Annotated in this window: 23 protein-coding genes; 2 read left to right on the top strand and 21 right to left on the bottom strand. The window is 41.7% G+C overall.

Features of this window, described 5'->3' with window-relative positions:
* Positions 1 to 7: 7 nt before the first annotated feature.
* From PSE83_RS15440 to PSE83_RS15405, 8 genes are all read right to left on the bottom strand, one after another.
* Positions 8 to 541, bottom strand: coding sequence for a fimbrial protein (locus PSE83_RS15440; RefSeq protein ID WP_198633946.1), 534 nt, complete (start codon positions 539 to 541; stop codon positions 8 to 10).
* Entirely contained in the window at positions 541 to 1,056 is a 516-nt protein-coding gene (locus tag PSE83_RS15435) for a fimbrial protein (protein WP_198633947.1), read from the bottom strand. The genes PSE83_RS15440 and PSE83_RS15435 overlap by 1 nt, the downstream gene beginning before the upstream one ends.
* Positions 1,049 to 1,477, bottom strand: a complete 429-nt coding sequence (locus tag PSE83_RS15430) for a hypothetical protein (protein ID WP_094961430.1) — start codon at positions 1,475 to 1,477, stop codon at positions 1,049 to 1,051. The genes PSE83_RS15435 and PSE83_RS15430 overlap by 8 nt, the downstream gene beginning before the upstream one ends.
* A gap of 17 nt (positions 1,478 to 1,494) precedes the next feature.
* Positions 1,495 to 2,232 (bottom strand): fimbrial biogenesis chaperone, encoded by a 738-nt coding sequence (locus PSE83_RS15425; protein ID WP_232368717.1) that lies wholly within the window; start codon positions 2,230 to 2,232, stop codon positions 1,495 to 1,497.
* Positions 2,233 to 2,246: 14 nt separating this feature from the next.
* Entirely contained in the window at positions 2,247 to 4,799 is a 2,553-nt protein-coding gene (locus PSE83_RS15420; protein WP_140172613.1) for a fimbria/pilus outer membrane usher protein, read from the bottom strand.
* An 88-nt stretch (positions 4,800 to 4,887) separates the two neighbouring features.
* Positions 4,888 to 5,466, bottom strand: coding sequence for a fimbrial protein (locus PSE83_RS15415; RefSeq protein WP_096864581.1), 579 nt, complete (start codon positions 5,464 to 5,466; stop codon positions 4,888 to 4,890).
* A gap of 62 nt (positions 5,467 to 5,528) precedes the next feature.
* Positions 5,529 to 6,116, bottom strand: coding sequence for a fimbrial protein (locus tag PSE83_RS15410; RefSeq protein ID WP_004261070.1), 588 nt, complete (start codon positions 6,114 to 6,116; stop codon positions 5,529 to 5,531).
* A 161-nt stretch (positions 6,117 to 6,277) separates the two neighbouring features.
* Positions 6,278 to 6,607 carry a helix-turn-helix domain-containing protein gene (locus PSE83_RS15405; RefSeq protein ID WP_036958338.1) on the bottom strand — a complete coding sequence of 110 codons (330 nt, stop codon included), beginning with the start codon at positions 6,605 to 6,607 and terminating at the stop codon, positions 6,278 to 6,280.
* Positions 6,608 to 7,228: 621 nt separating this feature from the next.
* Here PSE83_RS15405 and PSE83_RS15400 point away from each other — a divergent pair.
* Positions 7,229 to 7,849, top strand: coding sequence for a flavin reductase family protein (locus PSE83_RS15400; RefSeq protein ID WP_112307398.1), 621 nt, complete (start codon positions 7,229 to 7,231; stop codon positions 7,847 to 7,849).
* A 56-nt stretch (positions 7,850 to 7,905) separates the two neighbouring features.
* Here PSE83_RS15400 and PSE83_RS15395 read toward each other — a convergent pair whose 3' ends face one another.
* From PSE83_RS15395 to PSE83_RS15345, 11 genes are all read right to left on the bottom strand, one after another.
* The gene (locus PSE83_RS15395) at positions 7,906 to 8,418 is read right to left on the bottom strand and encodes an AAA family ATPase (RefSeq protein ID WP_096864579.1); all 513 of its coding nucleotides are present in this window, start codon (positions 8,416 to 8,418) and stop codon (positions 7,906 to 7,908) included.
* A gap of 251 nt (positions 8,419 to 8,669) precedes the next feature.
* On the bottom strand, positions 8,670 to 10,316 hold the full coding sequence (locus tag PSE83_RS15390) for a Na+/H+ antiporter (protein WP_036958339.1): 1,647 nt from the start codon (positions 10,314 to 10,316) through the stop codon (positions 8,670 to 8,672).
* 267 nt (positions 10,317 to 10,583) lie between these two features.
* Complete coding sequence (locus PSE83_RS15385) at positions 10,584 to 11,132, bottom strand: MarR family winged helix-turn-helix transcriptional regulator (protein ID WP_110592497.1); 549 nt, start codon at positions 11,130 to 11,132, stop codon at positions 10,584 to 10,586.
* A gap of 79 nt (positions 11,133 to 11,211) precedes the next feature.
* A complete protein-coding gene (locus PSE83_RS15380; RefSeq protein WP_004261087.1) occupies positions 11,212 to 11,967 on the bottom strand; it encodes a maleate cis-trans isomerase family protein in 756 nt (251 codons plus the stop codon).
* Entirely contained in the window at positions 11,964 to 12,995 is a 1,032-nt protein-coding gene (locus tag PSE83_RS15375) for a carbon-nitrogen hydrolase family protein (protein ID WP_272660969.1), read from the bottom strand. The genes PSE83_RS15380 and PSE83_RS15375 overlap by 4 nt, the downstream gene beginning before the upstream one ends.
* A gap of 9 nt (positions 12,996 to 13,004) precedes the next feature.
* Entirely contained in the window at positions 13,005 to 13,916 is a 912-nt protein-coding gene (locus tag PSE83_RS15370) for a fumarylacetoacetate hydrolase family protein (protein WP_004261092.1), read from the bottom strand.
* 100 nt (positions 13,917 to 14,016) lie between these two features.
* The gene (locus tag PSE83_RS15365) at positions 14,017 to 15,144 is read right to left on the bottom strand and encodes a cupin domain-containing protein (protein ID WP_004261095.1); all 1,128 of its coding nucleotides are present in this window, start codon (positions 15,142 to 15,144) and stop codon (positions 14,017 to 14,019) included.
* A gap of 29 nt (positions 15,145 to 15,173) precedes the next feature.
* On the bottom strand, positions 15,174 to 17,471 hold the full coding sequence (locus PSE83_RS15360) for a bifunctional salicylyl-CoA 5-hydroxylase/oxidoreductase (RefSeq protein ID WP_272660968.1): 2,298 nt from the start codon (positions 17,469 to 17,471) through the stop codon (positions 15,174 to 15,176).
* Positions 17,472 to 17,487: 16 nt separating this feature from the next.
* Entirely contained in the window at positions 17,488 to 17,910 is a 423-nt protein-coding gene (locus tag PSE83_RS15355; RefSeq protein WP_004261103.1) for an acyl-CoA thioesterase, read from the bottom strand.
* Positions 17,911 to 17,920: 10 nt separating this feature from the next.
* Entirely contained in the window at positions 17,921 to 19,450 is a 1,530-nt protein-coding gene (locus PSE83_RS15350; protein ID WP_172766781.1) for an indolepyruvate oxidoreductase subunit beta family protein, read from the bottom strand.
* Positions 19,451 to 19,459: 9 nt separating this feature from the next.
* Positions 19,460 to 21,658 carry a thiamine pyrophosphate-dependent enzyme gene (locus PSE83_RS15345; RefSeq protein ID WP_164564462.1) on the bottom strand — a complete coding sequence of 733 codons (2,199 nt, stop codon included), beginning with the start codon at positions 21,656 to 21,658 and terminating at the stop codon, positions 19,460 to 19,462.
* Positions 21,659 to 22,402: 744 nt separating this feature from the next.
* On the opposite strand from PSE83_RS15345, the gene PSE83_RS15340 reads away from it, so the two are divergent.
* Positions 22,403 to 23,410: an AraC family transcriptional regulator gene (locus tag PSE83_RS15340; RefSeq protein ID WP_036958341.1), complete on the top strand. Its 1,008-nt coding sequence runs from the start codon at positions 22,403 to 22,405 to the stop codon at positions 23,408 to 23,410.
* An 80-nt stretch (positions 23,411 to 23,490) separates the two neighbouring features.
* Here PSE83_RS15340 and PSE83_RS15335 read toward each other — a convergent pair whose 3' ends face one another.
* Positions 23,491 to 24,384, bottom strand: coding sequence for a SphA family protein (locus PSE83_RS15335; RefSeq protein ID WP_226617121.1), 894 nt, complete (start codon positions 24,382 to 24,384; stop codon positions 23,491 to 23,493).
* Positions 24,385 to 24,457: 73 nt separating this feature from the next.
* Positions 24,458 to 26,071 (bottom strand): phytoene desaturase family protein, encoded by a 1,614-nt coding sequence (locus PSE83_RS15330; protein ID WP_096864573.1) that lies wholly within the window; start codon positions 26,069 to 26,071, stop codon positions 24,458 to 24,460.
* Between the last annotated feature and the right edge of the window lies 1 nt (position 26,072).

The raw sequence follows: 26,072 nt of genomic DNA, 5'->3' as shown, positions 1-26,072 counted from the left end.
TACCGCCTTAATAGTAAGTGACCGAAATCATGGCAATAGCACTAAATTTTCCAGCACGGAGTTGGCTCGCTGGTAGGGTATTGACTAGCTCAGCTTGTAAAATAATTCGCTGTAAAGTGGCATCTATTTGTTCTGGAAATATTTGTTGAATTTGATTAACTTCAAGTGGATGAGCCACACCACCAGTTATATTATTGATATTAATGCCAAAGCCATCAGTACTAGTGGATAAAATACTTTTTCCTTGATAAACCATAGTGTTACTATTTTTGGGGTTAATCATAATACCGAGTGATTTATTCCAATTACAGCCAGTTAAATACAATGGAAATGTATGGGATTGGGAAATATCATCAGAGTTATGCGGTAGATTAATCACCCCAAAATTGATTTTTAACGGTGTACTGTTATCTTCGCTACGCAGGTGGCAGGCTGGGTCGACTAACGTCGCACTCACATCGATTAAAACATCCGACTTAGACATAAATGGGAGGAATAAAAAACACAAAACAAATTTAGATAACCAATTGATCGTATTCATTACTCATACTCCAATGAAAAAGTCGCTGAGCTTGAGAAAACCCCTTTTTTTGCTTCATTCAACGGATTTTTACGCACAAATACACCAAATTCCAATTGTTGACTCCCATCCGTAACCGTAACAGGTGTTACCTCAATCGATTTATCCCAAGTAACAAGTGCGCCTTGCTTATCAACTACACCAAGCAGTACACCACTACTTCCATCCGTTCCAAGGTAATTCCCTCCCTCTACAGTGACTTGTTTTGGGCTTTTCCAGGTAATCTTAATCATCTTATTAAGGTCGGCTTGGCTGCATTTTTCAATCGTGATAAAAAATGGTGTAATATCACTAGGAATGTTGTCATTAATCGACTTCAAACGTATATTTTCAATTTTTACCCGCTTATTGATGGAATCAGCCGCTAACTGACAGGTTTTGTTGACTAAAATGCCGCTAAATTCCACATCTAGGCTTTCCTTACTCCAACCAAAGATAGGAAGTACAAGGATTAAAAGTAAAATTGCCTTACTCATAAACCACCTCCAACCGTAATAAATTCGATTTATGCATTGAAACAGGTGGGTGAATAAAATTATTACCGTTTAATAAATTCATTTTCTCTATGGCCGTAACATTTCCATTCTGCACATCATAGAAGCGTATTTGTGCGGGCGTTGTTTGCGTTTTATCCGCAGAAAATGCACCGCCTGCGCCACATTGAGTCAACATCACCGCTGAGGTTGATAGTTTTAAGTGGCAAGGCGAATTGAATAATCGAGCGCTCACTTCTAACCATCCACTATTTAAATCTTCATAATGTGATTCATTCACCGCAGTATGATTTAAAAGTCCGTTCGCTGAAGCCATCACTCCTATCATGCCACTGATGAAAAATAGACCGATAAGCATATGTTTTATCAATGCATTACTCCTTCTATTATTGATGCTAGGCATATATCCCCCTCAGCTAACTAACGTTCATCCACCACTGTGCAAACGTCTTGTTGGCAATGAAAAGCCAAAGTCGGTTTTCCGCCATAATCGTTGATATAGGTTAAATGAGGTCTTGTTAGTGGCTGGGAAATAAACTCTTGAGTCGATTTAGGCGGCACCATCACCACTTCAAATTGGCTTTGTTCCGACTGTTTTTGGTTATTACCTAAGCCAATAACCGTCAAATTGAAAGGCGTTGAATTATTGAGCTGATACCCTTTATTCGTTTTCATTAATGTGACCTTATGTGCCCAGTTTGTTTCTGACTTGGCTAAAATGGACGGAGGTCGATAAAAAAGCTTCACTCGCGATTGCAAAGCAATTTGTAAGGTATTCGCATCATGAGATTTAGGCGGGACTTCTCGCAAATTAAAATAAAATACGGATTCCCTATCTTGCGGTAACTGACTAAATAAAGGCGTCAGACTCAAGCGAACTAAGCTTTGGCTATTCGGCTCTACGCGTTGTAGTGGCGGCGTAGCCAATAACGCTCCTTTTGTTAGCTTCTTACCTTGTTGGTCTTCAATCCAACTTTGTGCGAGATACGCCTCTTCTGGGTTATCATTAGTTATCTTGATATTAATCGATTTCACATCCCCAGGAAAAATAATCCGAGTTCGATCCAGGGTCACTGCTGCGTAGGTATTAAATGATAATATAGGTATGACAAGCAGTACTCTCACAATCCATTGATAACAAATATCTAACTTCCACATAATTAGCCTCACAATCATTTACTTGATGATGAATAAACTGAACGGACCGCTTTGGCTGAAGAACATGGCAGCAACAACAAATCCGTAAGCTCATTTAATTTTTCAGGTAGAGATAACTCGCACTGTGGCTGGTTATTCCAATACAACGACAACTTTTCTTGAGGTGATACCCCCACTAGCCACGTCACACCGCCTTCACCCACTAGCCCTACTTCTTGGTTATTTTTATTACGTACACTGGCGCCAAAAGGTGGGTGCTTTCCATCTGACAAAGCAAAAACAACAAATAATTTATGCCCCTTCATCACCGATAAGCTGCGATAGCCTATGGCACCTTTGGTTAACGTAATATCTGTCGAGGGATCGAGGCTTTCGATATCATCGGGTAACTGGCTGGTATTAATTGAAGCAGTTGATTTTCGATAACTATTCACATTGGGAATAACAGCCAACCCAAATGCATTGGTTTTAATCACCCCATTATCGAGAGGAATACCGCTCACGTCGGGGGTTTCAACCATAAGTCGTGTATCACCATGCGCTGAGCGGTGCAGTGCCGCCCCTTTCGAGGTTAATGTGAGCCCACCATTGATTGACCCGCCAATGCTGTGGTATTGATCAGGCACATAGCTCGCATTTATAGATGTACTTGCTTGAGAGATATCTCGTGAATAAAAGCCACTCAAACTCACTTGATTATCAATATGTTGGCCGTGGTTATAACCAACATTGATATTGTAATTATCTTGTTCCCCATAACCACTATAGCCAACCTGATGATTAAATTGATTATTACCCGCTGACCGTGAGTAGAGTTCAGAAAATGTGATGCTATGACCGCGGAATAATGGTACTGTGAGATAGAGATTAATTGCATCTTCTTCATTGCCATTGTCCCGTTCAGTACGAGTTGCTGATAATGATAAATTTGCGGCATTCTGGGACAGAAGAGGAAAATTTAAAGGCGCATTAATGTATAAACCGTATTGCGTTTGTGAATCGTGCTGCCAATAAGTACTATATTGATAATTAAGAGAAATATTAAAATCATCAAAATATTTATTTAAATATAATTGATAATTTTCTTTTGCTGCCTGAGTACCATAACCTATTCTCTCTTCATCCATAAATTGCGTTAGTGTTCGGTATTCTTTGTCGGCAAAACGGTAGCCTGCAAAGGTAATATCTGTACGTAGCTCATCGAAAGATTTTGCGTAATTAACGCGATAAGAGCGGCCTTGGCGTCTTTTATCTGAAAAATCGGCAAAAGATTGTGTGATATCAAAAGAAACCGCGCCTATTGAAAAAAGATCCCGTCCGATCCCTAATGCTGCACTTTGGTAATAACCATTAAGTTGAGTTCCTCCATATAATGACCATGCATTTGAAACACCATATGATAATTCACCACTTACAACAGGCTCACCTGTCAAATGCCGATTGTCATAACGCGTCTTTCCCATTGCGACTTTATAAATAACGCGTCCGGGACGTGTTAAATAAGGTAACGAGGCTGTACTAAGACTAAACTTGCTCTCCTCCCCATTTTCTTCACGTACAGTCACATCTAATACACCACGGATCCCACTATCAAGTGTTTGAATACGAAATGGTCCAGGAGGCACTGCCGTTTCAGAAATAATGCGTTCTTGGCTGCGAACAATTACAATCGCATTAGTATTTGCAACACCAATAATTTCAGGTGCATACCCCACTAATTTAGGCGGTAGCATGCGGTCATCACTTTCTAAAGAAAAACCAGTATATTGCCAAGATTCAAAGATATCCGAATAAAAATAATTTTCTCCCAACGTAAAGATTGAGGCACTATCTTTCAATGAAGTAAATGCATAAAGACGAGTAAAATCAAAGTTATGTTTTTCTTGAGGATAATCCCCCCGTTGCTTCTGATAAGATGTACTGTAATCACCACGTAGGCGCCAAGCCCCCCAATTTACCCCTGTGATTCCATTACTTGATAAATAGATTTGCCGATTACTATTCGTTTCCTTGGTTGCAGAAATATTCGCATTGTAATCAATAAATGCGCCACCTATTCCTTCTTCCCATAAATTAGCAGGAACCCAGTAAGGGTCGCGATATTCCATCCATATTTGCGGAATAGTCATTTTCAGCGATAAGGTGCTGAGCTCTATGGCTGTTTGAACGCCTGATAGCGCAGAAAAATCGAGGCATTTTCCACTATGAGAAAGTGTCACTTTCTCCATCGCAGAACGCTTTAACCCAATTAACTCAAGGATATCAGGAGGAATACAAATAGTTTGTGTCGCTTGGGTTGATTCGCCTGCAATAGGCTTATTTTCATAAACGGAGATATTGCGGGGTGCCCCTAAACGTTGCCCATTAACAAAGAGAGTAAAAACATAATCCCCCGGTAGCGTATACCCTGCTACCGAAAACTGGCTCATATCAATATTTTGCATATCATCTGCATCTAAAACATCTGTATTAAATTCAGTTGCAAATGCTTTCCATCCTATAAAACTCGGTAACAGAAAAGCAATGAGCCAAGCTAGCTTCAATTTTTCGTTAGTTTTGAACACCATGCTCTATACCATCCTAGCTATACCAGATTAAATGCAATAAGAGTTCATCTTCAAAATGAAGCTCATAAAAACATATTCTTCGTGCGTGTTATTGGTAATCGATGAAAAAGCGGATCAGCCCGTAATAACGGCCCGCTTGAATCGGCTGTCCGGTTAATTCCAAACGTAAGAAATAGCGAAGGAAAAGGCTGTATCCTGATTTATCTTGATACAACACATTGTCAGATAATGAATAAACCTTATTAGGCTGTAATCGTATTTTTGAATTGTCTAATACCGATACGCCTAGCCCTTCGGAAGCACCTTGTAGCGTAAAAGCATCAATATATTGCGCACGTTGGCCGACAAAGCGTATTTTCCATGTTTTTAGGTCAATGGTTGAATAAGCACTACCACAATCTTGTAGCTCGATAATAAAAGGCTGATCATGCATTTCTCTTTGCAAGCTATTTGACAAAAAAGCGAGAGCCAAAGAAGAAAAATCAATAGTTTGATAGCGATTTTTCAACGTTATTGAACACGGCGCATCGATAACACTGCCTTTAAGTAATGTTCTTGCATTGACGTTGTAGGGCTTAATAATTTTGGGGTCTGCATATGAGTGAATACTAAAAATAAGCATTATCGACAAGACTATTATATTCATAACCCTTTGATAACTAACCATGCCCCCCCCTCTAGCGAATCAATATTTAACCACCAGTCAATTCTGGCGGTTAAACCATTTAGTTATTGATAGGTAATACGAAAGTTTGTTACTGCGCTGAACTTACCTTCCGATACACTTTTCGTTGTATCAACAGCTTTTGCTAACGCTTTGAAAGATAATACGTTATCTCCTTTTTTATTGATGATACGTGAAAGCACATCTTTAGCTTTTCCAAACTCAAATCCATCAATACCAATTCCTACATTGTTGGTATTACCCGCAGAAGTAGAAAGTAAAGTATTTGCTGCATCCGCATAGCTTTGCCCTGTAAACACTAATTCCATTGATTTAACAGCAATAGGTTTTCCAGCTGTATCAATATCAAAGTCAGTGAAATCACACCCAGTAAATTCAATATTAAATTTCACCTCAGCCACGCGACCATTTTCCAATGCTCGACGAGATAATTGTCCAAAATCAATAACTTGCTTTAGTGAGGATTGCGCTATATTACAAGGAGTACTAACAACGACACCTTCGAAATCAACTGTACCTGTGTTGTCGGCAGCAGAATTTGTTGAAAAAATACCAGCTATTAATGCAGTAAAAATAAATAACCGAGATGATTTTGATAAATAGGGTGCAATATTTAATTTGGTAAATTGCATATATTTTTCCTTTCAATTAAAAAATTAAACTACAATAAATACGCCATTAAATATTCAATAGCGTAAATCTAATTTCGATATTTAATTCAATTAAAGAGGACATAAAACTAAGCATCACCATATGAGTGATTTTTTACTCCAACCACATACCCAATTGAAAATTATCTTTTTTTTGATTCCCCATAATAGTAGAAAAGTGATCTTTCGATGAGATTAAAAAATTCATTTTGTATTCTTATATCTGCAATTTCATTCGAATGATTCACTAGGACTTTGAAAAAAAATTCTAGCCAATTTCTTTCTAATACGCCCAAAAGAGTATTCAATACTTCAACATTAATACCGGTTTCCCCTCTTTCATAACGAGAAACCTGTTGTTGACTTATTTTTAGTATTTTAGCTAGTTGGTACCCTGTTAATGATTTATCAATTCTGGCTTGTCTTAAAAATAACCCAACATCCCGACGTAATAACGCATTTGTTTTTATCATATTAATTCCAATGAATAAAACTCCCATTTGAAATTTTAAATGACTCGTTACGAACTTAAGAATCAGTTTGTTTTTACATCTAATAAAAATAAAGAATAATTTAATTTAAATATAGGTTTATTAATTAATTCTGTAAATACGTTTGTATCGATCGAACTTATATAATTTGATAGCTATTTCCTATTAAATTATATAACCCATGTAATATAACTTAGATGAACACACAATAAATATTAAAAATCAAAAGGTTAAAAACAAATAAATCAAGATAATAGCAAGGCGGATTAATTAAATATAAAAATATTAACATGCAGAAAATAACGAAATTAAAAGAATAAATTAAAGCTTCTAATTAAAATAAATCAATCCACTGGATTTACACAAAAATAGAGTTAAGCAATAAAGTCAATACTAAAACTCATAAATAAAATAAAGATAATCATCAATTACTATTTAATTTAATATTATTATATTAAGTTACATCCTCAAACGTTAATATAAGAAAAATTAAAAATAAAATATCCACTTACTGCATTCTTTATGCATTAATAGCATTTATTATTTAAATACCTAACACCTTGTTCAAATATCCGTTAAAGTAATGTTAAAAAGGACTCCAAAATGATAGCAAAGTTTTATAGTTACCAACCACAGCAGGGTCACGGGCTACCCCATGACCCTATCCCATCACTCATTGGTCCTAGACCTATTGGTTGGATATCAACCTGTGATAGTAAAGGTAGAACCAATCTAGCTCCTTATAGTTTTTTCAATATTTTCAATTATTCACCACCTATATTGGCCTTTTCGAGTGTTGGTAAAAAAGATTCAGTAACTAATGCCATCGAAACAGGGGAGTTTGTTTATAACCTTGCTACGCTTTCACTCGGTGAACACGTAAATATGAGTAGTGCCACACTCGCACATGGTGAAAGCGAATTTGCATTAACGGGGCTATCCCCCCTCCCTTCAACACTCGTTTCACCGCCTCGTATCGCTCAAACACCCGTTTCAATGGAATGTGTTGTCACACAATATCAGCAACTTAAACGGGCGGATGGGCAACTATTGGATACTTGGATGGTGATGGGAGAAGTCGTCATGGTGCATATTGATGAATCAGCCTTGAATAATGGCTTATATGATTGTGCTAGCCAGAAACCACTATTGCGTGCTGGAGGGCCAGCTGATTACTATTGGATTGAACAGCAGCAAAACCTCAAAATGTATCGACCTAAGTGACCATAAATCTGAGTAATAAGTCTCCTCCATAAGTTTATTACTCAGGTATGTTACCTTTATGGATAAAATTTACAGATTAACCGCTCGCTACTTGTTGGATAAGAAAAATGTGCCGTAATTAAATCAAACTGCGTTTCAGATGTTTGAAATGGGTTTTCCCCTGCTAAATTACGAGCAGCAAGCCTTGCCTTACACTCATCATTACTTACCTGCAATACATGAAATACATAAGATACATCAGATGATTGCGCCAAAGACATTAACCATTGACGCTGTATTGGTGTGTTGGCGGGAAAATCCATCACGATATTATTCCCAGCCTGTATCAATTGCCTAATATGGCCTTCCAATACCTGTTTTACTAAAGCACTTTTTTCGACATAGTGAGCCAATTCAGTAATTTCATTAGGATAAAGAGCGGCAAGCCATTCATCTTCACAGAGCAAAATAGTACGAGGGAGGTTAGCCAGTTGTTTCGCTAATGTCGATTTCCCAGAGGCAATTTTCCCACAAAGAAAATGCAAACGAGGTTGTTTTTTTAATAATGGAGATGCTTCTGTTAAATTCATAAATAGTTCCTTACTGAATAATTAACCAGATAAGGACAAAAAACCCGCCTTATCTGGCGGGTTTAGGATGTAGCTTATCCCCACCACTATGTGATGGTAATAATAATGCTTAAGCTTGCTACAACCTGTGACATATAAATTTCCTAAATTGAATTGTAACCAACCTATCAGAACTCAATACAAGCCGTCAAATTCAGTTGAATTACAATAACAAAAGACCTGAATAAATTCAGGTCGTTTGTTTTCGCTAATTAATGTTTACCATTTTTATGGTGATTCAGAGTCTCTTCTTTTAAATCAAGTTCATCACGTAAACGGTGATACACCCTTTCATTGATATTTTTACTTTTACGCATTTGATATAACGCGTCGCGTTTCGCTTTTAACGCCGACTTAGACATTTCGCGTTCCATATTAATCATCTTATGTAAATCATAGACATCTGACTCAGTTTCATCCGAATTATCGAGTCGTCTGCCATAAATTTCTAATAGTTGCGCCCCAACTTCAGTACGCATAGCAATTTCATCCATATCATCCGATGGGTGGTTCATTAATTCACGTAAATGTGCCATCGCGGCTTCATTTAAAGCTAAACGCGCTCGAATTTCGTCATTATCATAAGGTAAGTCTTGTACTAACCCTTTCGTTAAAATAGGCAGTGCGATACTGGCAATCAATAGTGAGCATAAAATCACCCCCATCGCTAAGAAAATAGCCACGTCACGATTCGGGAATAATGAACCATCTGGCATCAATAAAGGTAACGTTAAAATACCCGCTAACGTGATCGCTCCGCGCACACCTGCTGTCGCCATTACTGCCATCATACGAATATGCATAACATCCGCTTCTTTACCGCGACGGCGTTTATGGAAGACGGTTAAAGTCATCGAGATCCACACCCAGCTAAACCGTAAAACTGCCAATGCCACAGTAATAATTGCCACATAAACAAACAGCATCCAAGGATGGCTCGCACCCGCGGCCTCTGCTACAGCAGGCATATTTGTCCACATACCCGGTAACTGTTCGCCTAACAAAATGAAAATCATCCCGTTCAACGCAGTTTGTACCGTATCCCACACCGCTTTACTTTGCATACGTGTAGCAGCTTGCATGCGACCTGCAATTTTTTCATAGTGCATGGCAATACCGGCAACTACTGCCGCTAAAATACCGGAAACATGCAAATGTTCAGCTAATAAATAAGCCGTAAATGGCATCAGTAAGCTGATCATAATTTGAATTGCAGGTTCTTCCCCAGTACGCTTAACGAGCAGTTGGTTTAACCAGCCAATTGCCCAAGCCACCAGCAAACCAATTAAAATTCCGCCAAATGCCACTAATACAAATTGCCCAGCCGCTGAAGCAAGGGAAAATGTACCTGTTAACGCAGCGACCACTGCAAAACTAAAGCACACCAGACCCGTTGCATCATTCAACAATGACTCCCCTTCCAAAATATGCGCCATTCGAGATGGCAATGGGGAATTGACAGTCATGGCAGACACGGAAACGGGATCCGTTGGCGATAAAATGGCCGCTAACGCAAAGGCAACAGCTAAAGAAATGGCTGGGATTAACCAATGTATAAAGAAGCCCATACCAATCACTGTTACAACCACTAAACCTATGGCTAGCGACATGATCGGTTTAATTTCTTGAAATAAGGCTTCTTTAGGAATACGCCATCCATCAAGGAATAATAAAGGAGGAATAAATAAAAATAGAAATAGATGAGGTTCAAATTCAACTGTAAAACCGTATAAAGACAAGCCAGCCCCTAGTGCTATCTGGATCAGGGGTAATGGAATAATATCTTTGAGCAGTCGTGAAACAAAAACGCTCACAACAACGGCTAATAAAAAAACGAGTACAAGTGTCACTACTGACATTGATTGCTCCATGTTTAGCTAATCATTAATTATCAGTTATGAAGTAAATAGATAAAATGAATCAATGTAAAGTGGCAATTAATCAATCGATACAAAAATAATAAAATTAAGAAATAGCCTATCTATCATCAGGTTGCAAAAATTACCACTGACTTAAATGCCCCATAAGAAACTTATTTATCTATTTGATAAATAAATATTTAAACGCAATATCAATAATAAGTTATGTATTGCCATCAAAAATAGAACTAAACCATCATTAATCGACTATTTTGTTGTTTCTTTAGATAAATTTAGGCTACCTGATTTTTTTCTTTTTAGCTTTTTTTCATTATTTTTATCGGAATTGCTTTTATCTGCAGTATTGGTGTTTTCTATACTATGCCGCTCAATTAATTCTTGTAGCACTTGCTTAAGAATCTTACTTTTACGTAGCCCCAAGGGAGCTAAAACAACTTCTTCGTGTTGCTGAGCTGCAATAAGTAAACCATCAACTAGTGACATTCCACTTGATGTCACACTGACAAGTGTTATGCGCTTATCACTACCATTATGGTTACTGTGGCGAACCACGTGCCCTTGCTGTTCTAGCCGTTGTAGTACGCGAGTAATTGTCGGTTGTTTACTGACTGTTTTTTGTGAGAGCTCTGTAATCCCCATCGAGCCATTACCTGCTAGTGTGGATAACACTCTCCACTCTAATATTGACAAACCTTTTTCTTCAACAATGGCATGAAACTCAGATGAAACCAACATCCAAGCCTGCCCCAATAGGGCAGGCAAATAATTATCAACAAAAACCTTTGAGTTTGCCATTCGCTCCCCTTGATAACATCTTGAATTATTGCATTTGATTACAACCCCTCAAGAGTAGCAGAAGTCGGCGATAATTCAGCTAAAACTTTCCACTTAGCAATGAACCAAACCCATCAACACGAGTTTCTAAACCCAACTTTTTTAACATCATATAGGTCGTCGCCACCGAAGAAGACAGTACAGGTAAACCAACTCGGTCTTCAATTAATTGTATTGAGGGTAGCGAAGGCATTTGCACACATGCAGAAGCCACAATTGCATCTACTTGGGTATTGAGTTTTTTCGTAATTTCCACTGGTGCTAATGGGTTTTGTCGGCCCACATCTAAATTATCTGGAATTTCCAATGAAATACTATCTACCACTTCAATGCCTTCACTTTCGATATAATCAATCACTAACTGCGTCAACGGCTTCATATAAGGCGTTAAAATAGACACTTTTTTAGCGCCCATTACATGTAAGCCGTCAACTAATGCCCCAGCGCTAGTCACTACAGGTGCTGGATGACCGTTATCTACCGTACGTTGAAACAAACGTTTTTCTGAAATGCGATGATAACCTTTCCCCATGCTCATAATCGCAACTAAACAGGCATATCCCAGCACATCAACCGCAGCATCTGACAATTCAATAGCGCAGCGGTCACTATCGGAGTCCATTTTTGCCAGCTCCTCTTTGGTAACTTTTTGCATACGCATACGGCTTGAATGAAAGGTAAAGCGCTCCGCAAACAGAGCTTCTCTTGCCCGTAATATAGCCGGAATTTCTGTTTCCATCGTGGTATTTGATGACGGGACAATCTGCCCAATACGATATGTACGTGCTAAACTCATATCTCCCTCTCCCCAAATGACTCACCTGATTCTGGAAATACATTTAAAGCTTCATCTTCTTGCCCATTACCGTGAAAACGTGCTGCCGTTAATGGCCGGCGGTTCACCTGTAAATCAAAGATATCAAAACGGTTATAATGCCCTGTAATATCATGCATTTGTCGTGGTTGAATACAGCGATTTAAATCAATTTCACCGTAAACAATCCCTTCTTTGTCAACCAATGGTTCGCCTACAACTCGTCCATCAGGCCCGATAACTCCTGAGAAAGCGCTATTTGGCCGAGCCAGTAACTCACGTGCTTCTGGGTGAGTTGCAGACATTGCATCCATAATCTCTTCTGACACTGTCGAACAGGAAACAATCGTAAAAACTTTGCCTTCGAAACAGTGGGCAGATGCGCGTAAACGAATCGCTTCGGCCATGTCATAGTCTTTTGGTGCAACGGGTAAGGCGATATAGCTCGCAATATGGACTAACTCGCCTTGCGCCAATAGAGCAAAACGCGCCAATGTATTGGTGTTTTCCCCACAGGCCAACGCCCCAAGAGGCCCAATACTGGTTTGATGAACTTTTAGTGAAGAGGCATCTCCATTTGCCCACGTCAGTTTTTCTGCCCATGTTGGGACTAATTTACGATGGCGCCCCAGAATTCTTCCTTCATCAGAAATCGTCACTAATGTATTATATAACGTAGCGATTCCATTAGGGTTCCGCTCATTCACACCAATTACAACATTGATGTGGTGGCGTGCGGCAGCTTGAGCAATTTTTTGTATTTCAGGCCCTGGGACTTCAATGGCAGATTTGCACAGTTTTTCAAACCATGGACTGCCATCTATCGGGTTCATCACCCAACTCCAATAAGGGTAACCAGAAATAAAAACCTCTGGAAATGCAACCAATTTCGCTCCGTTATCCGCCGCCTCTTCAATTAAACGACAAACTTTATCTACCGTAGCATTGGTATCGAGAAACACCGGAGCGGCTTGTACCGCAGCGGCTTTAAACGTCTGCAAATTAAGCATACTTCCCCCTTAAACGGCGACAACTGGATGGCGCAATTCACCAATATTCTCAACATATGCTTCAATCACATCCCCCGGCCAGACCCATTCTTGAGGTGTTCTTCCCGCCCCTACCCCTTCAGGAGTGCCTGTTGCAATAATGTCACCTGGTTCTAATGTGATCCCTTGGCTAATATCTTCAATCAATGTATTCACATTAAATAACATGTGGCGTGTATTTGAGGATTGTTTGGTTACACCATTCACCTTCAAGCTTAAATCTAAGGTATGAGGATCTGGAATCTCATCAGCAGTGACAATGCATGGCCCAAATGGTGCATAGGTATCTTGCCCTTTAGAATAAATCCATTGCCCAGCACGGCGGCAATCACGCGCACTCATATCAATCATCAAGCTGTAGCCAAACACATAATTAAGAGCATCTTTTGCCACGACACTTTTCGCACGAGTGCCAATAATCACCGCCAACTCCACTTCCCAGTCTAATTGTTGGGTAATTTTGGCGTTATGTTCAATGGCATCTCCCGGCCCAATCACTGTGGTTGGGGGCTTAGAAAAGATAACGGGTTGTTTTGGAAGATCTTTTGAGGTGTCTAATGTACGGCTGGATTCCGCCACGTGTTCAACATAGTTTAAGCCAATACCAAAAATATTTTTACGTGGGCGAGGTATCGGCGCCAAAATTTTCACATTTTGTACAGGCCACGCAGTCCCTGCTGGGAATTGCCCTTGATATGTATTCAGAAGTTCTGTACCAACACGCACACCTTGTGGGCCTAAATCGATAAAGTCCAACATATTATCAGGCAAGTACAGCCCTTGCTCTTGTGCCAGAAGGGCTAAATCCACTACTTGTTGATTAACAACTGCTCCTAAACGGGCTGCCGCGGTCACATCAGAACGATAAGTTATTAAGCGCATTTTCTTTCTCCTTGAATGAGGTGATTGCCTCACTCACTTCTTCACGTAAATTGGAATAATAAAATTATTTATATTAATCAATAAGAAATATAATACTCACCTAGGTAACGACTTTCTGGTGACCGTCATTTTCTACTAGAGCCTCTTCATAATAGAGCCCCAAAGAGTGCATTACGGGTAAATCATTAAAGCAAAACAGACAAGCATCTTCGGTTTGTGAGGTATTCACATGTTCATGGAACATCCACGATGGCACACAGAAAATATCACGCTCTTGCCAATCAAAGCGTTGCCCATTGATCACGGAGTACCCTTGCCCTTTCGCTACTTGATAAATAAAACTTCCCGTATGGCGATGAGCTTTACCAACAAAGCCCGGACGCAGTAATTGCATACTCGCTCCAATGGTTGGCATCACAGGTCCTCCTGTGAGCGGGTTAGTGTAGTGCATCAAAACATCATCAAATACTGAGCCATCCGCTGCCTTCGCTGCACGGCACAACGCCTCGTAGGTTGGCCCCCATTGGTATTTAAATAATGGTGAATAAGGTTTATCCCAGCCGATATCGTGAGGACGTAATGCGGTTCCTCCCCACATACCAACGGGGTAATCGATAGGTCGTGTTTGTGCTTGATGTAAGTCAGGATGCACTTTGTAAAACCCAGCTTCCATGGCATTGACTAACGGGATATCCAATCCATCTTGCCAGATACAAGGTAAACCATCTTCTGCAACGCCGTGTTCATGCCATGTCCCATTCGGCGTCAGTACAAAGTCGTTGGCTTCTAGCATCATTTTTTGCCCTTCGACAATGGTATATGCCCCACGCCCTTCCATAATAAAACGCAATGCTGAGGATGAGTGGGCATGAGCCGAAGCGGCTTCTCCTGGGTGCATGACTTGTAAACCTGAGTACAGCCAACCTACTGCAGCAGCCACTTCTTGGCGGCCGGGATTATTCAGATAGATTACGCGACGCCCCGCTTTTTCTGGTGTCACCAGTTCAACTGAGCGCAACACATGTTCGCGTAAATCACGGTAGCGCCACAACACAGGAACTGAGCTTGATTTGGGTTGCCACGGTTCAATCTTGTTTGCGACCGTCCATAATGCACCTGTCTTCAACGCATCTAGTTCTTGGTAATACGCCACTAGCTCAGGGGTATCTGCCACATCGGCACGCCCTGCCACATTTTCTCGGTATTGGTCATGGGAGTGTGTACTCATGCTATTTTCCTCTTTGTTTGCCAAAGCCTTTAACGCGACTTCAAGGATTGAACGAGTTGCTGACGCCCATATTCATACGGTGCCGGCCAACGAGTTTCCCACCCATAACGCGCACATTCATGTAAGACCCATGCAGGGTCAGAAAGTAATGGCCGAGATAAAGCACATAAATCCGCCCGCCCAGCGGCAATAATGCTGTTGACTTGGTCAGCATCAGTAATAGCACCTACGGCAATAACCGGTATTCCAGCTTCATTACGAATACGGTCTGCCATTGGTGTTTGGTACATCCGACCATAGACCGGTTGCTGTTGCGGTGACACTTCACCTGAAGAGCAGTCAATCATATCTGCGCCCGCTTGCTTCATTGCACGGCCAATTTCCACCGCGTCATCAACCGTAGTCCCGCCATCCACCCAATCCGTCGATGAAATACGTACACTCAAAGGTTTTGACCACACCTGACGCACAGCACTAATGATGGCTAACGGAAAACGTAAGCGATTTTCTAACGCTCCACCGTAGTTATCTGTACGCTGATTAGTTAATGGAGAAATAAAGCTCGACAGCAAATAACCGTGCCCGGCTTGCAGTTCAAGCCAGTCAAAACCAGCCGTTTCTGCTCGTTTTGCTGCAGCAACAAATTGGTCAATCACCGTAGTCATTTGTGCCTCGGATAGCTCTACCGGAGTTTGTGAGATATTCGGTAAATAAGGCAACGCTGAAGCAGAAACTAACGGCCAGTTATCTGCATCCATTGGGTGATTTTCTTTCTCCCACCCTCGCTGAGTTGAACCACGACGCCCTGCATGGCCTAATTGAATGCCAATTTTGGCATCCGTTTTTTGATGAATAAAATCAGTCACACGTTGCCAAGCAGTAACTTGCTCGTCATTCCAAATACCGACACAGCCTTTTGTCACACGGGCATCGGGGGCTATAGCCGTCATTTCAGTCATCACTAGACCCACACCACCTAATGCGCGGCTTCCCAGATGTACCAAATGAAAATCATCGGGTATACCCTGATTAGCGCAATACAACAATGTTGGTGACGCGACCACGCGGTTATTAAGAGTGATACCTCGTACATGATAAGGTGTCAGCATAGGGGGCACTTTTGCCTTTGAAGTCACACCTGTTTGTTCCGCAAACCACTGCTCATAGTTTTCCAACCATACAGCATCACGCACGCGCAAATTTTCATGAGATATACGCTGTGAACGCGTTAAGAGAGAGTAGGCAAATTGCTCTGGCGCTAAATTTTCATAACGACAGACATTTTCAAACCATTCTGTCGAATTGCGTGCCGCATTCTGAATTTTCAGAACTTCGACACTGCGAACCTTCTGGTAATGCTCAAGCCCTTTACGTAAATCACCCCCTGAAGTTTTCAAGCTTTCACACAGCTCGATAGCATCTTCTAGTGCTAATTTAGTTCCAGAGCCAATAGAGAAATGGGCGGTATGAGCGGCATCTCCCATCAATACTACGGGAACGTCTTTACCTTGTGTGGGCTGCGTCCAATGCACCCAATTTCCACAAATGACCCGAGGGAAGCGGATCCAAATTGCGGCACCACGTAAATGCGCTGCGTTAGCAATCAGTTTTTCACCATCAAGCCACGGCGCAAATAGTTTTTCACAATAAGCGATGCCATCCTCTTGAGACATTTGGTCAATACCGGCTTTAAGCCAGGTTTCTTCCGTCGTCTCCACAATAAAGGTCGATAACCCTTCTTGAAATTGATAGGCATGAACTTGAAACCATCCGTGCTCATTTTTAGCGAATAAGAAGGTAAAGGCGTCAAAAATCTTCTTTGTACCTAGCCAAACAAAACGGCAACGACGTGGGTCAATATCGGGTTTAAATACGTTTTCATAACGCGTACGCACCGTACTATTAATGCCATCAGAAGCGATAAGCAAATCAGCTTGGTACTCGCGAGCAATCGCTTGGTCATCCGTTACTTGGGTTTCGAACACTAACTCCACACCCAACTCCACACAGCGGTCTTGTAATATATTGAGTAACTTTTTACGCCCAATGCCGATAAACCCGTGGCCACCACTGCGGTTACATACACCTTTAAAGTGCACATCAATATCATCCCAGTGGCTAAATTCCGCAGAAATAGTTTCAGCAGAAACAGGGTCCGCTTGGCGTAAATTACTGAGCGTGGCATCAGAAAATACTACCCCCCAACCAAAAGTGTCATAAGGGCGATTACGTTCCACCACCACTACACGGTTTTGTGGGTTTTGTAATTTCATCAGCAACCCGAAATAAAGCCCTGCGGGACCACCGCCAATACACACGATATTCATGGAATTTCTCCTTTGCTTACACTGGTTGCTGAGCGGTTAATACCTGATACAAGGCGTCTGGGATAGGAATTGCTTGATGCGTTTCTAATGATGTTGTCACATAGGTTTGCGTCACTTGCATGCGCAGTACTCCATCAACACTGACACAGCGTTGATGTAACGTCAGAGACTTGCGACCAATACGCTGTACATGTAGCTCTAACATCACGTTATCCCCCATTTTGCTAATGGCCTTGAACTCCGCTTCTAGGTGTACTGTCGGCAAGCCAAAGCGTTGTTCCATGATGTAACCCGCAAAGCCTTGAGGGACTAATTCATCAACCCAACGTTCAAGTAAATTGTTAAACATCACGAAATACTGGGGGTAAAACACAATCCCTGCGGGGTCACACTCCGAAAAATGAATTTTATGTGGCTTAGTAAATATCAGTAAACTCATGATGTTATCCTTAATTCATCGCTAAACGTTGACGGCATTTTTCCAATTCTTTCCCATGTTCATCGGCCAATGCGGCTTCACGTAGTTCACGTAAATTAATGGGGGTGAGTTTGTTACCTTGCTGCGCAACGATGTCCATTAAGATTTTAAAATTACGCAACCCTCTCGCATGAGTGTCGCTATACCCCTTAACCACGCGTTGACATTCGGTAATTTCGGTTGCAAGTGCAGGGTTAGCTTTCGCTGCTTTAATTACAGCAGCTAACCACTTTTCAATGCGCTGCGTTTCTAGTTGATAACGTAACGTCGAACGTCGGCCTTTTCGCCATGCGGCTAATAGATACAACTGTAAAAAACCTAATAAAGAACTGGTAGTTATCGTGCGCCCCTTTTCGGTCATTTTGCGAAGCGCTTTGTGTAACCAATGTGGACGCATTAACCAACGACCTAAATTTTTGGGAAGCGTTTCGCAAATTTCTTCAATTCTTGGATGCATAAATTCATTGATCTCCAATAATTGATTATCTTTTGCCTGTACTTCATTGCGAACGCGAGAAAAGCGGCTATCACGAATTTTAAGATCAGCCACTCGGATGGTGTCTTCATAGGACATCCAAAGGGCTAAGTGGCGCGCAAGCGCACGTTGCAAACGCTCATCTTGCCCGCCATCTTGCGCAAAGAGGTTATTGAGGCGATCCAAATATAAAGTGGCATAGGCAGGGTCTTGGTAGTCTATAAGTCGGCGAGTCCCTTCAGTCACGAGATACTGCACATGAGGAGAGAATTCATGTTGGATACGAGCTAATAGTTGCGATACCTGCTTATTTTTTGGTGAATATACGGTGTTCTTTGTGGACTCCGGCTGATATGCATCTTCGGGTTTAGCCGCTTTTTCTGCTCCTAATGTAAACGCTCGCAAGCTTGGCTTTACGCCAACACCTCCACGTACAATCGTTTCTTCAAATTGTGCGCGGCTAAATGGCAAAACACCGGAACCAAACAGCGCACCAAATAAAACAGCACTAATCACACTGCCACTTTCTTGTGCTGCTTGTGCCATATCAAAGTGAATAAACTGACGCGCAGATGCCGCAGTGTGGCGAATTAATGCTTGGCTATCGACTCGCCCATCACCCATGGCTGATTTTTCCGCGATAGAGTAAACACGGTGTGTTGAACTGATCAATGTTGTGCGCTCTGGGGTAACAAAGCCGCGCTGTACTGCTCTGCCTGCTTCCATTAATTCAGAGGCCAAAACAACATCAACATCACCGGGCATCGGCATAAGCGCTAATACAGGAGAAGGCGTTTGTGGGTTATCAGCACCTGGGAATAATTCCACATAATAAATTGTTGCCCCCGTGCGCTGTGCCACGCCAGGCACTGAAGTCGTTTGAGCAAAATAACCGTTTTCTTCACCTAGGTTGACAACCCAGTCGGCAAGGACTCCACCGCCTTCGCCGCCCATGGCTAAAATGGCAATTTTAATCGGCTGTAATGCGACTTTTGTTGATGGTAATGCAGTTGATAAAGAATTCATGCATCCCCCTTAGAAACTAAATTGTTCACGACGACGTGCGTCACGACGCTGTAAATAGCCAATAAACCAACCGCGTACACGATGGCGCAATTTGTCCCAACCATTAGGGTTAGTAATAATTTGAGCTTTAAAAAAAGAAGGGCACAAGACAGCAGCGTGAGAGACTTCACCACATAGCCCACAACCGACACAGCTATCCATCACTGTTGCAACCGGGTCTGTTCTTAATGGGTCTTGGCTTGGTTTAATTGATAAAGACGGGCAACCAGATAAACGAATACAAGAGTGATCCCCGGTACAGGTATCAGGGTCGACACCAAAACGCTCACGTACCACTCGTTTGCCTGCGGCAACATCACTACGCACTTTTTTCTTTTCGCGGCGTTGTTTGTTCAACATACATTCGCTTTGCGCAATCAGAACCTTGGGCCCTTGCTCATCGGTTGTTAAAGCTTCACGTAACGTATTTGTCATGGTTTTTAAGTCATAGGTGTGTTTAATGGTTTTCACCCAATTAACACCCACCCCTTTCACCGCTTTTTCAATTTCATGACCAGTACTACGGGTTGGATTCAACGCTGTCGAAGAGAGAATATCTTGCCCTCCTGTCGCAGAGGTATAGCTGTTATCAACCACAATAGTTAAGTTATCACTACGGTTAAAAACACTATTGGCAATACCACTGGTTAAACCGTTATGCCAGAACCCCCCATCTCCCATCACTGAAATCGCACGTTTCCCAGCCTTTGCATTCAAAGCCGCAGCCCCTGCGCCTCCTAGCCCATAGCCCATGGTGGTATTCCCCAAATTAAAAGGCGGTAGAATAGAAAATAAATGACAGCCGATATCCGCACTCACATGATGTTCGCCTAATTCACGCTCCACCAACTTCATCGCAGTAAAAATAGGCCTTTCGGGGCAACCTGTGCAAAACCCTGGTGGGCGCGCATGGACAGATTCATCTAATGTTGGCTCTGCTGCATTCACGTATTCAGGTAAAGATTCTTCAGATTTTTGAGTGGCAATATTAATCGTTGGAATACGAATCTGTTTTGCAGCCACTTTGACTTGTGGAGCTATCTTTCCATAGCATTCAAAAAACGAACGTAAACCCGCAAGCACTGTTGCAGTATTATATTCCCCCGCCATTGGCAGCATATCCTTACCATGCAGGGCAATATCAATCTTGCGTTGACGCAAAATATTCGCCACATTTTGCTCAACAAAATTTGGCTGGCCTTCTTCCAAAACTAGAATGGCTTTTTTATGACGACAAAAGCGTTCAAATTCATCGTCAATCAATGGATAAGCCACATTCATCACATATAAAGGAATCTGGCTATTACCAAAAACATCCGCTAGCCCTAGCTGATTTAATGCGCGGATCAGCGTGTTGTAACAACCGCCTTGTAGCGCAATTCCAACATCATCCGAGTCTTCTGAAAAAAATTCATTTAACTCATGTTGTTGAATAAATTTAATTGCAGCGGGCCAGCGAGCTTCAATTTTTTCTTTTTCATGTAAGAAACTAGCAGGGGGTAATACTATGCGACTGACGTCTCGAGTTGGGTTCTCAAGCGCATCTTTGACGGTAAATTTAGGGCGCTGATTATCTGCGCAAACAAATTGCCCGTGAACGTGACAAGAACGAATACGCATTTGTAACATAACGGGTGTATTACTGGCTTCAGAGAGCTCAAAACCATCTTTCACGGCTTGAACGATAGACGGTAAATTGGGCCGAGGGTCAAGCAACCACATCTGCGATTTCATCGCAAAAGCATGGCTACGCTCTTGCATAATAGAAGAGCCCTCACCATAGTCTTCACCAACAATAATTAAAGCACCACCTAACACACCACCCGAAGCTAAGTTAGCTAAGGCATCAGATGCGACATTCGTCCCCACTGTTGCTTTAAAAGTCACAGCTCCACGTAGTGGATAATTAACTGAGGCTGCTAAGGTTGCCGCTGCAGTTGCTTCACTTGCGCTATTTTCAAAGCGAATACCATATTCAGATAAAATATCTTGTGCGTCAGCAAGGACATCCATCAAATGGGAGATAGGAGCACCTTGATATCCCGCAACATAAGATACACCCGACTCTAATAGCGCTTTTGTAACAGCAAGGATCCCTTCACCACTGAAGGTTTCACCTTGCCCTTGCCGTAATTTTTGAACTTCTTGTACAAACGATCGCTCAGCCATTTTAACCTCACCAATCAACATCAGAACGTTTTTATCTTTTTTGTGTTTATTATTTGTATATCTTTTGTTAATAACAGGTCAATCCATGATTAATCATGTAAATTAGATTTATGCAGAGAGTGGATAAGGCTTGCAGATAAGGGACAAATAGTGAGTTAAAACAACTAGAAAATTAGTTTTTCCGCCAAATAGCGTAGAAAAAAAAGAACAATAAAATAAATAAAAAATACTGAATAGCATGTTTAAATAGAAAATAGGCCTCACAAAAGCAAACAAATCAGAAAAAAACATCGCCATAAAATAATTAATTAGAGCATTACATTAATTAAATAAGAAAAAGATAGGTAAACATAAAATTTAATATGAAAAATCATATATATTTTACTGTTATTGAAATAAAAATAACTTTATTTTTTATATTGTTATCGCTATCACAACAACCGCATAGTTTCTATTTTTTTGCAGTTTTAGGATAGTTTCTGCATGTTTTTATCTAGGTAAGAAAATTTGTTTATGTTATGTTCAACTCATGACTAGTTAAAAAATAGTCAATAAAATGTTAACAAAAAGGAAGGCTTCATTTGACTTAAATGGAAAGCATTCCTCCCTAATATAATAAGTCATTGCAAAATATTATAATAAATTGAATTTACTGAGAAAAACACATAACAAGCAATATTAGTCGGGCCCTATTTTGGTTATTCTATAAAGCAGGGCTGGCAAATCATTTTGGAGGAACCTCCGATGTTGAGCAACTCGTGGTCCCATTCATCTGCATCTCAGATTGAAAATCAGCTCTGTTCTTCAGAGCGTTTATTATTTACCTCAGCTGACCCTGAAGAGATTAAATCGATGGTTGGTCGAGTCATGAAGCCACATCAATTTAACTTACTTAATCCACATCAACGCCTTGATGCTCGTATGCACTATATTCCTATGGGGGATATTTCTCTAAGCCGCTTACGCTATGGTGCCGATGTCTCCATTATTCCAGGGCAACTACAGGACTTTTTTTTGGTTCAAATGCCTCTATCAGGTACAGCAGTCATCGAAAGTGGTGGAAAATGTATTGAATCAACTCCTCAGATGGCCTCACTTCTTAGCCCTGAAGAATCAACAATAATGCGTTGGAATAGCGATAACGATCAATTTATGTTACGCATTTCCCGTTCTTTACTCGAAAGATCCTTAGTAGGCCAACTAGGGCATACTTTAGATAAACCGTTAGTTTTTGAGTTGGGTTTTGCTTGGCAATCTTGCATTGCATGGCGCACTTTGATGAATTACCTGATTGAATGCGCAACTCGCGCGCCCGATCTCTTACAACATAAATTGATCACGACTCAAGTTGAACAATTGGTTTCTGTCACTTTACTTTCTACCCAAGGCCATAATTATATCGAAGACTCAGGCATGCGAAGGTCAACAATTCGTCCTCGTCACGTACGCAGAGTGCAAGAATATTTAGAAGCTCACGCCCATGAACCTATCACTGTTGAGCAGCTAGCTCATATTGCAGGCGTCAGCTTACGCAGTTTATATGCTGGTTTTAAAGAGTTCTTAGATATCAGCCCAATGCAGTATTTACGTGATTTACGGATGGAGCGAGTTCGAGCAGAGCTCCTTTCAGGGGAAGCAACTAGCGTCACTGGGGTAGCTTTACGTTGGGGATTTGCCCATATGGGTCGCTTTAGTGCAGATTACAAACAACGCTATGGTGAAACTCCAAGTCAGAGTATGAAAAAAGCCTAAATTCCCAATCATCACTTTCTTAGAAATACCCCCCATATTGTTATGTAATGCCAATATGGGGTTTTGATATACAAACGTGTTTAAAAAGGTATCGATGCCTTCAAATAAATTTGGGAACCTTCTGGACGGTTTCTAACTTCAAAATCCTTTTCCCATTTAGCAGTAAATAGCCACCCTTGCGGGTTAGCATAGCGAATTGAAGGCCCAATAGAATAGGCTCGAGCTTTTCCTTGTGCTGAATTTGGTCCGCTATCATCTGTCGTTTGCCAAAATGCATAGCCCCCAATACCTGCCACCCAACCATTGCCGAACCCCCAACCTAGTGCATAATCAGCGTGAAATGCTTGCCCTGAACGTGTTTTCGTATCGTTATTGCGGAAGTTAAAGTCATACATCATCTTCAAATCCGCATTTACACCAACAGGTGGAATATAACTGATTGCCCAAACTGGTTGCAGCGCCCAATAATTCTTACCTAAACTTGATGGGTCTGTTTTGCTGTATTTACCTGTTGGAGCATACGCATCTAGCCCAACCACATAATGCAAATCGGCTGATGGATGAAACCCTAATGCGGGGCCAAATGTAATATCACCGAGGCCGCGGCTAGTATCTTTTTGCCCAGCCGCTTTTGCAGTCACATCCAATAATGGCACAATCGTATGAAAAGCCAGATCACCACCAAAGACTTTTTGGTCAGTTACCCAAATAAGTCGAGGAGCGAGTACATTCACATTGACGCTAAACCCCGGAACAGGGATCTTATCGCCTTTGTTATCGCGAATACTGTCATAATGCGCATTTCCACCATACACCAGTACATGTACCCCTTGCGGTGGCAATGCACCTGACATAAAGTTTTCTAGCCCATCGGGGTATACCCCTAAACCACCACCTTCGGTGGCAATCGCACCAAACGAAAATATGCTGAGACACGAACCTGCTACAAGCTTACCGATTGTTGTTTTTTTCATCATGTTTCCTGCCATAGTGGGTTGCTTACTGTGTGTGCTTTACCTGTTAAGTCACAAATCCTTTGCTGATTTATTATGTCCTGCGTTTGACTGCTAATTTTTGTGCAACAAGGTAACCTGAACCACCACCTAAACCCGGACCGGGGTGGGTTGAGGCGCCAATATGAAAAAGGTTTTTGACTGCGGTTTGATGCGTTTTCGTCTGGCCAGTCGCAGCAAAAGGCCGCAACCAGAAGAACTGATCAGGTGAACAAGTTCCTGAATAAGGGTCACCACCAACAAGGTTACAGTTATAATTTTCTAGGTCGGCGGGAGAAATTGCCTTGCGTCCCACTATCAAATTAGAAAAACCTGGCATTACCAGCTCTAAACGCTGTTGAATTCGATCTGCAACAGCCTCTCGCACTTGCTCATCCCAACCCCCGTCATCCGGTACTGAAATTTCACCAGCAGAATCCCCCTTTAACACTCGAGGCAACTCTTGCATTTGGATCCATAAGATCCACCCTCCTTCTGGGGCTCGACTGGGATCGAGCGCGGTAGGTTGGCCAATACCAAATGTCGGTTTATCTGGTAAATAACCATTATTTGCCTGTGTCACCGATAAACACACTTGCTCCATGCTTTCAGTGAAATGAACCAGTGGTACATTTAACAGTTCAGGATTACACCAAGGGGGAGGGGCGCTTAAAGCAAAATGAATTTGCATACCCGCACGCCCATAACGGTAACCTCTCGCTTTTTCCCTCACTTGCAGTGAAGTATTTTCGAGTAATGACCCATACAGCTGCGTTGGGGTAACGTTACAAACTACGCTTTCAGACGCAGCAATGATTTGCCCATTCGCCATCACTCCTGTTGCTCGTTGGTTTCTCCCCTCACCTGTAGTGATGATTTTTTCAACATTCATACCCGTTTTTAGCTGGCCACCATGCGCTTCAATAACCTTCGCAAAAGCCTCCACGATACGAGCACTGCCGCCTTTCACCACTGGCATACCGCCAGCCACCACCGCCGCAAAGGTTAATTTCCCAATTAATGCAGAACTGGCTTCATCCGGCCCAAGTCCGGTATGTAATACCCATGGCGCCATCAAAGCTCGGCTAAAGTCGTGCTGTAATTCACGTTCTGACCAACGGCGAAAGCTTTCTATTCCTGCTTTTGCAAAATCAAGCAAGCCATCAACTCCACGTTTTCGCCATTCTGAAAATAATAATTTCAGCATATTGGCGCTATATGGGTTTTGCCCTAATAGGCCAAATGTAAGCGCTGCATCTTGCGTAAATAGCTGTTCCGCCATCTTACGAAATGCAAGGCCATCCCCCGGAGCCAACTGGTCGAGTTGCTTAGCCGCTTCAGAAATATCCCGTTTTAACGCAATCGATTGACCATCCGGTTGCACTAACCCCGTTGAATAATCACATTGAGCAAATTCTAATCCATACTGCTTTAAATAGGGTTCGAGCTCTTGGTACCCAGGGCTACCAACAAATAAGGAGTACCAGCAAGAAAGTAAATCGTGGGTATAGCCCTCAAACAAATTCTCAGTGCGGATACAGCCCCCTAAGCGGTCATTTCGCTCAAGAACGAGGACTGATTTTCCACGTACTGCCAACAAGGCTGCACACATCAAGGAATTCATTCCACTGCCCACGACTATCACTTGAGGAGTTGAGCTTGCTGTCATA

The sequence above is a fragment of the Providencia sp. PROV150 genome (assembly GCF_028481025.1).
Classification (GTDB): domain Bacteria; phylum Pseudomonadota; class Gammaproteobacteria; order Enterobacterales; family Enterobacteriaceae; genus Providencia; species Providencia hangzhouensis.
The sequence above is the reverse complement of the archived record's forward strand: the minus strand, read 5'-3'. Positions and strand labels throughout refer to the sequence as shown.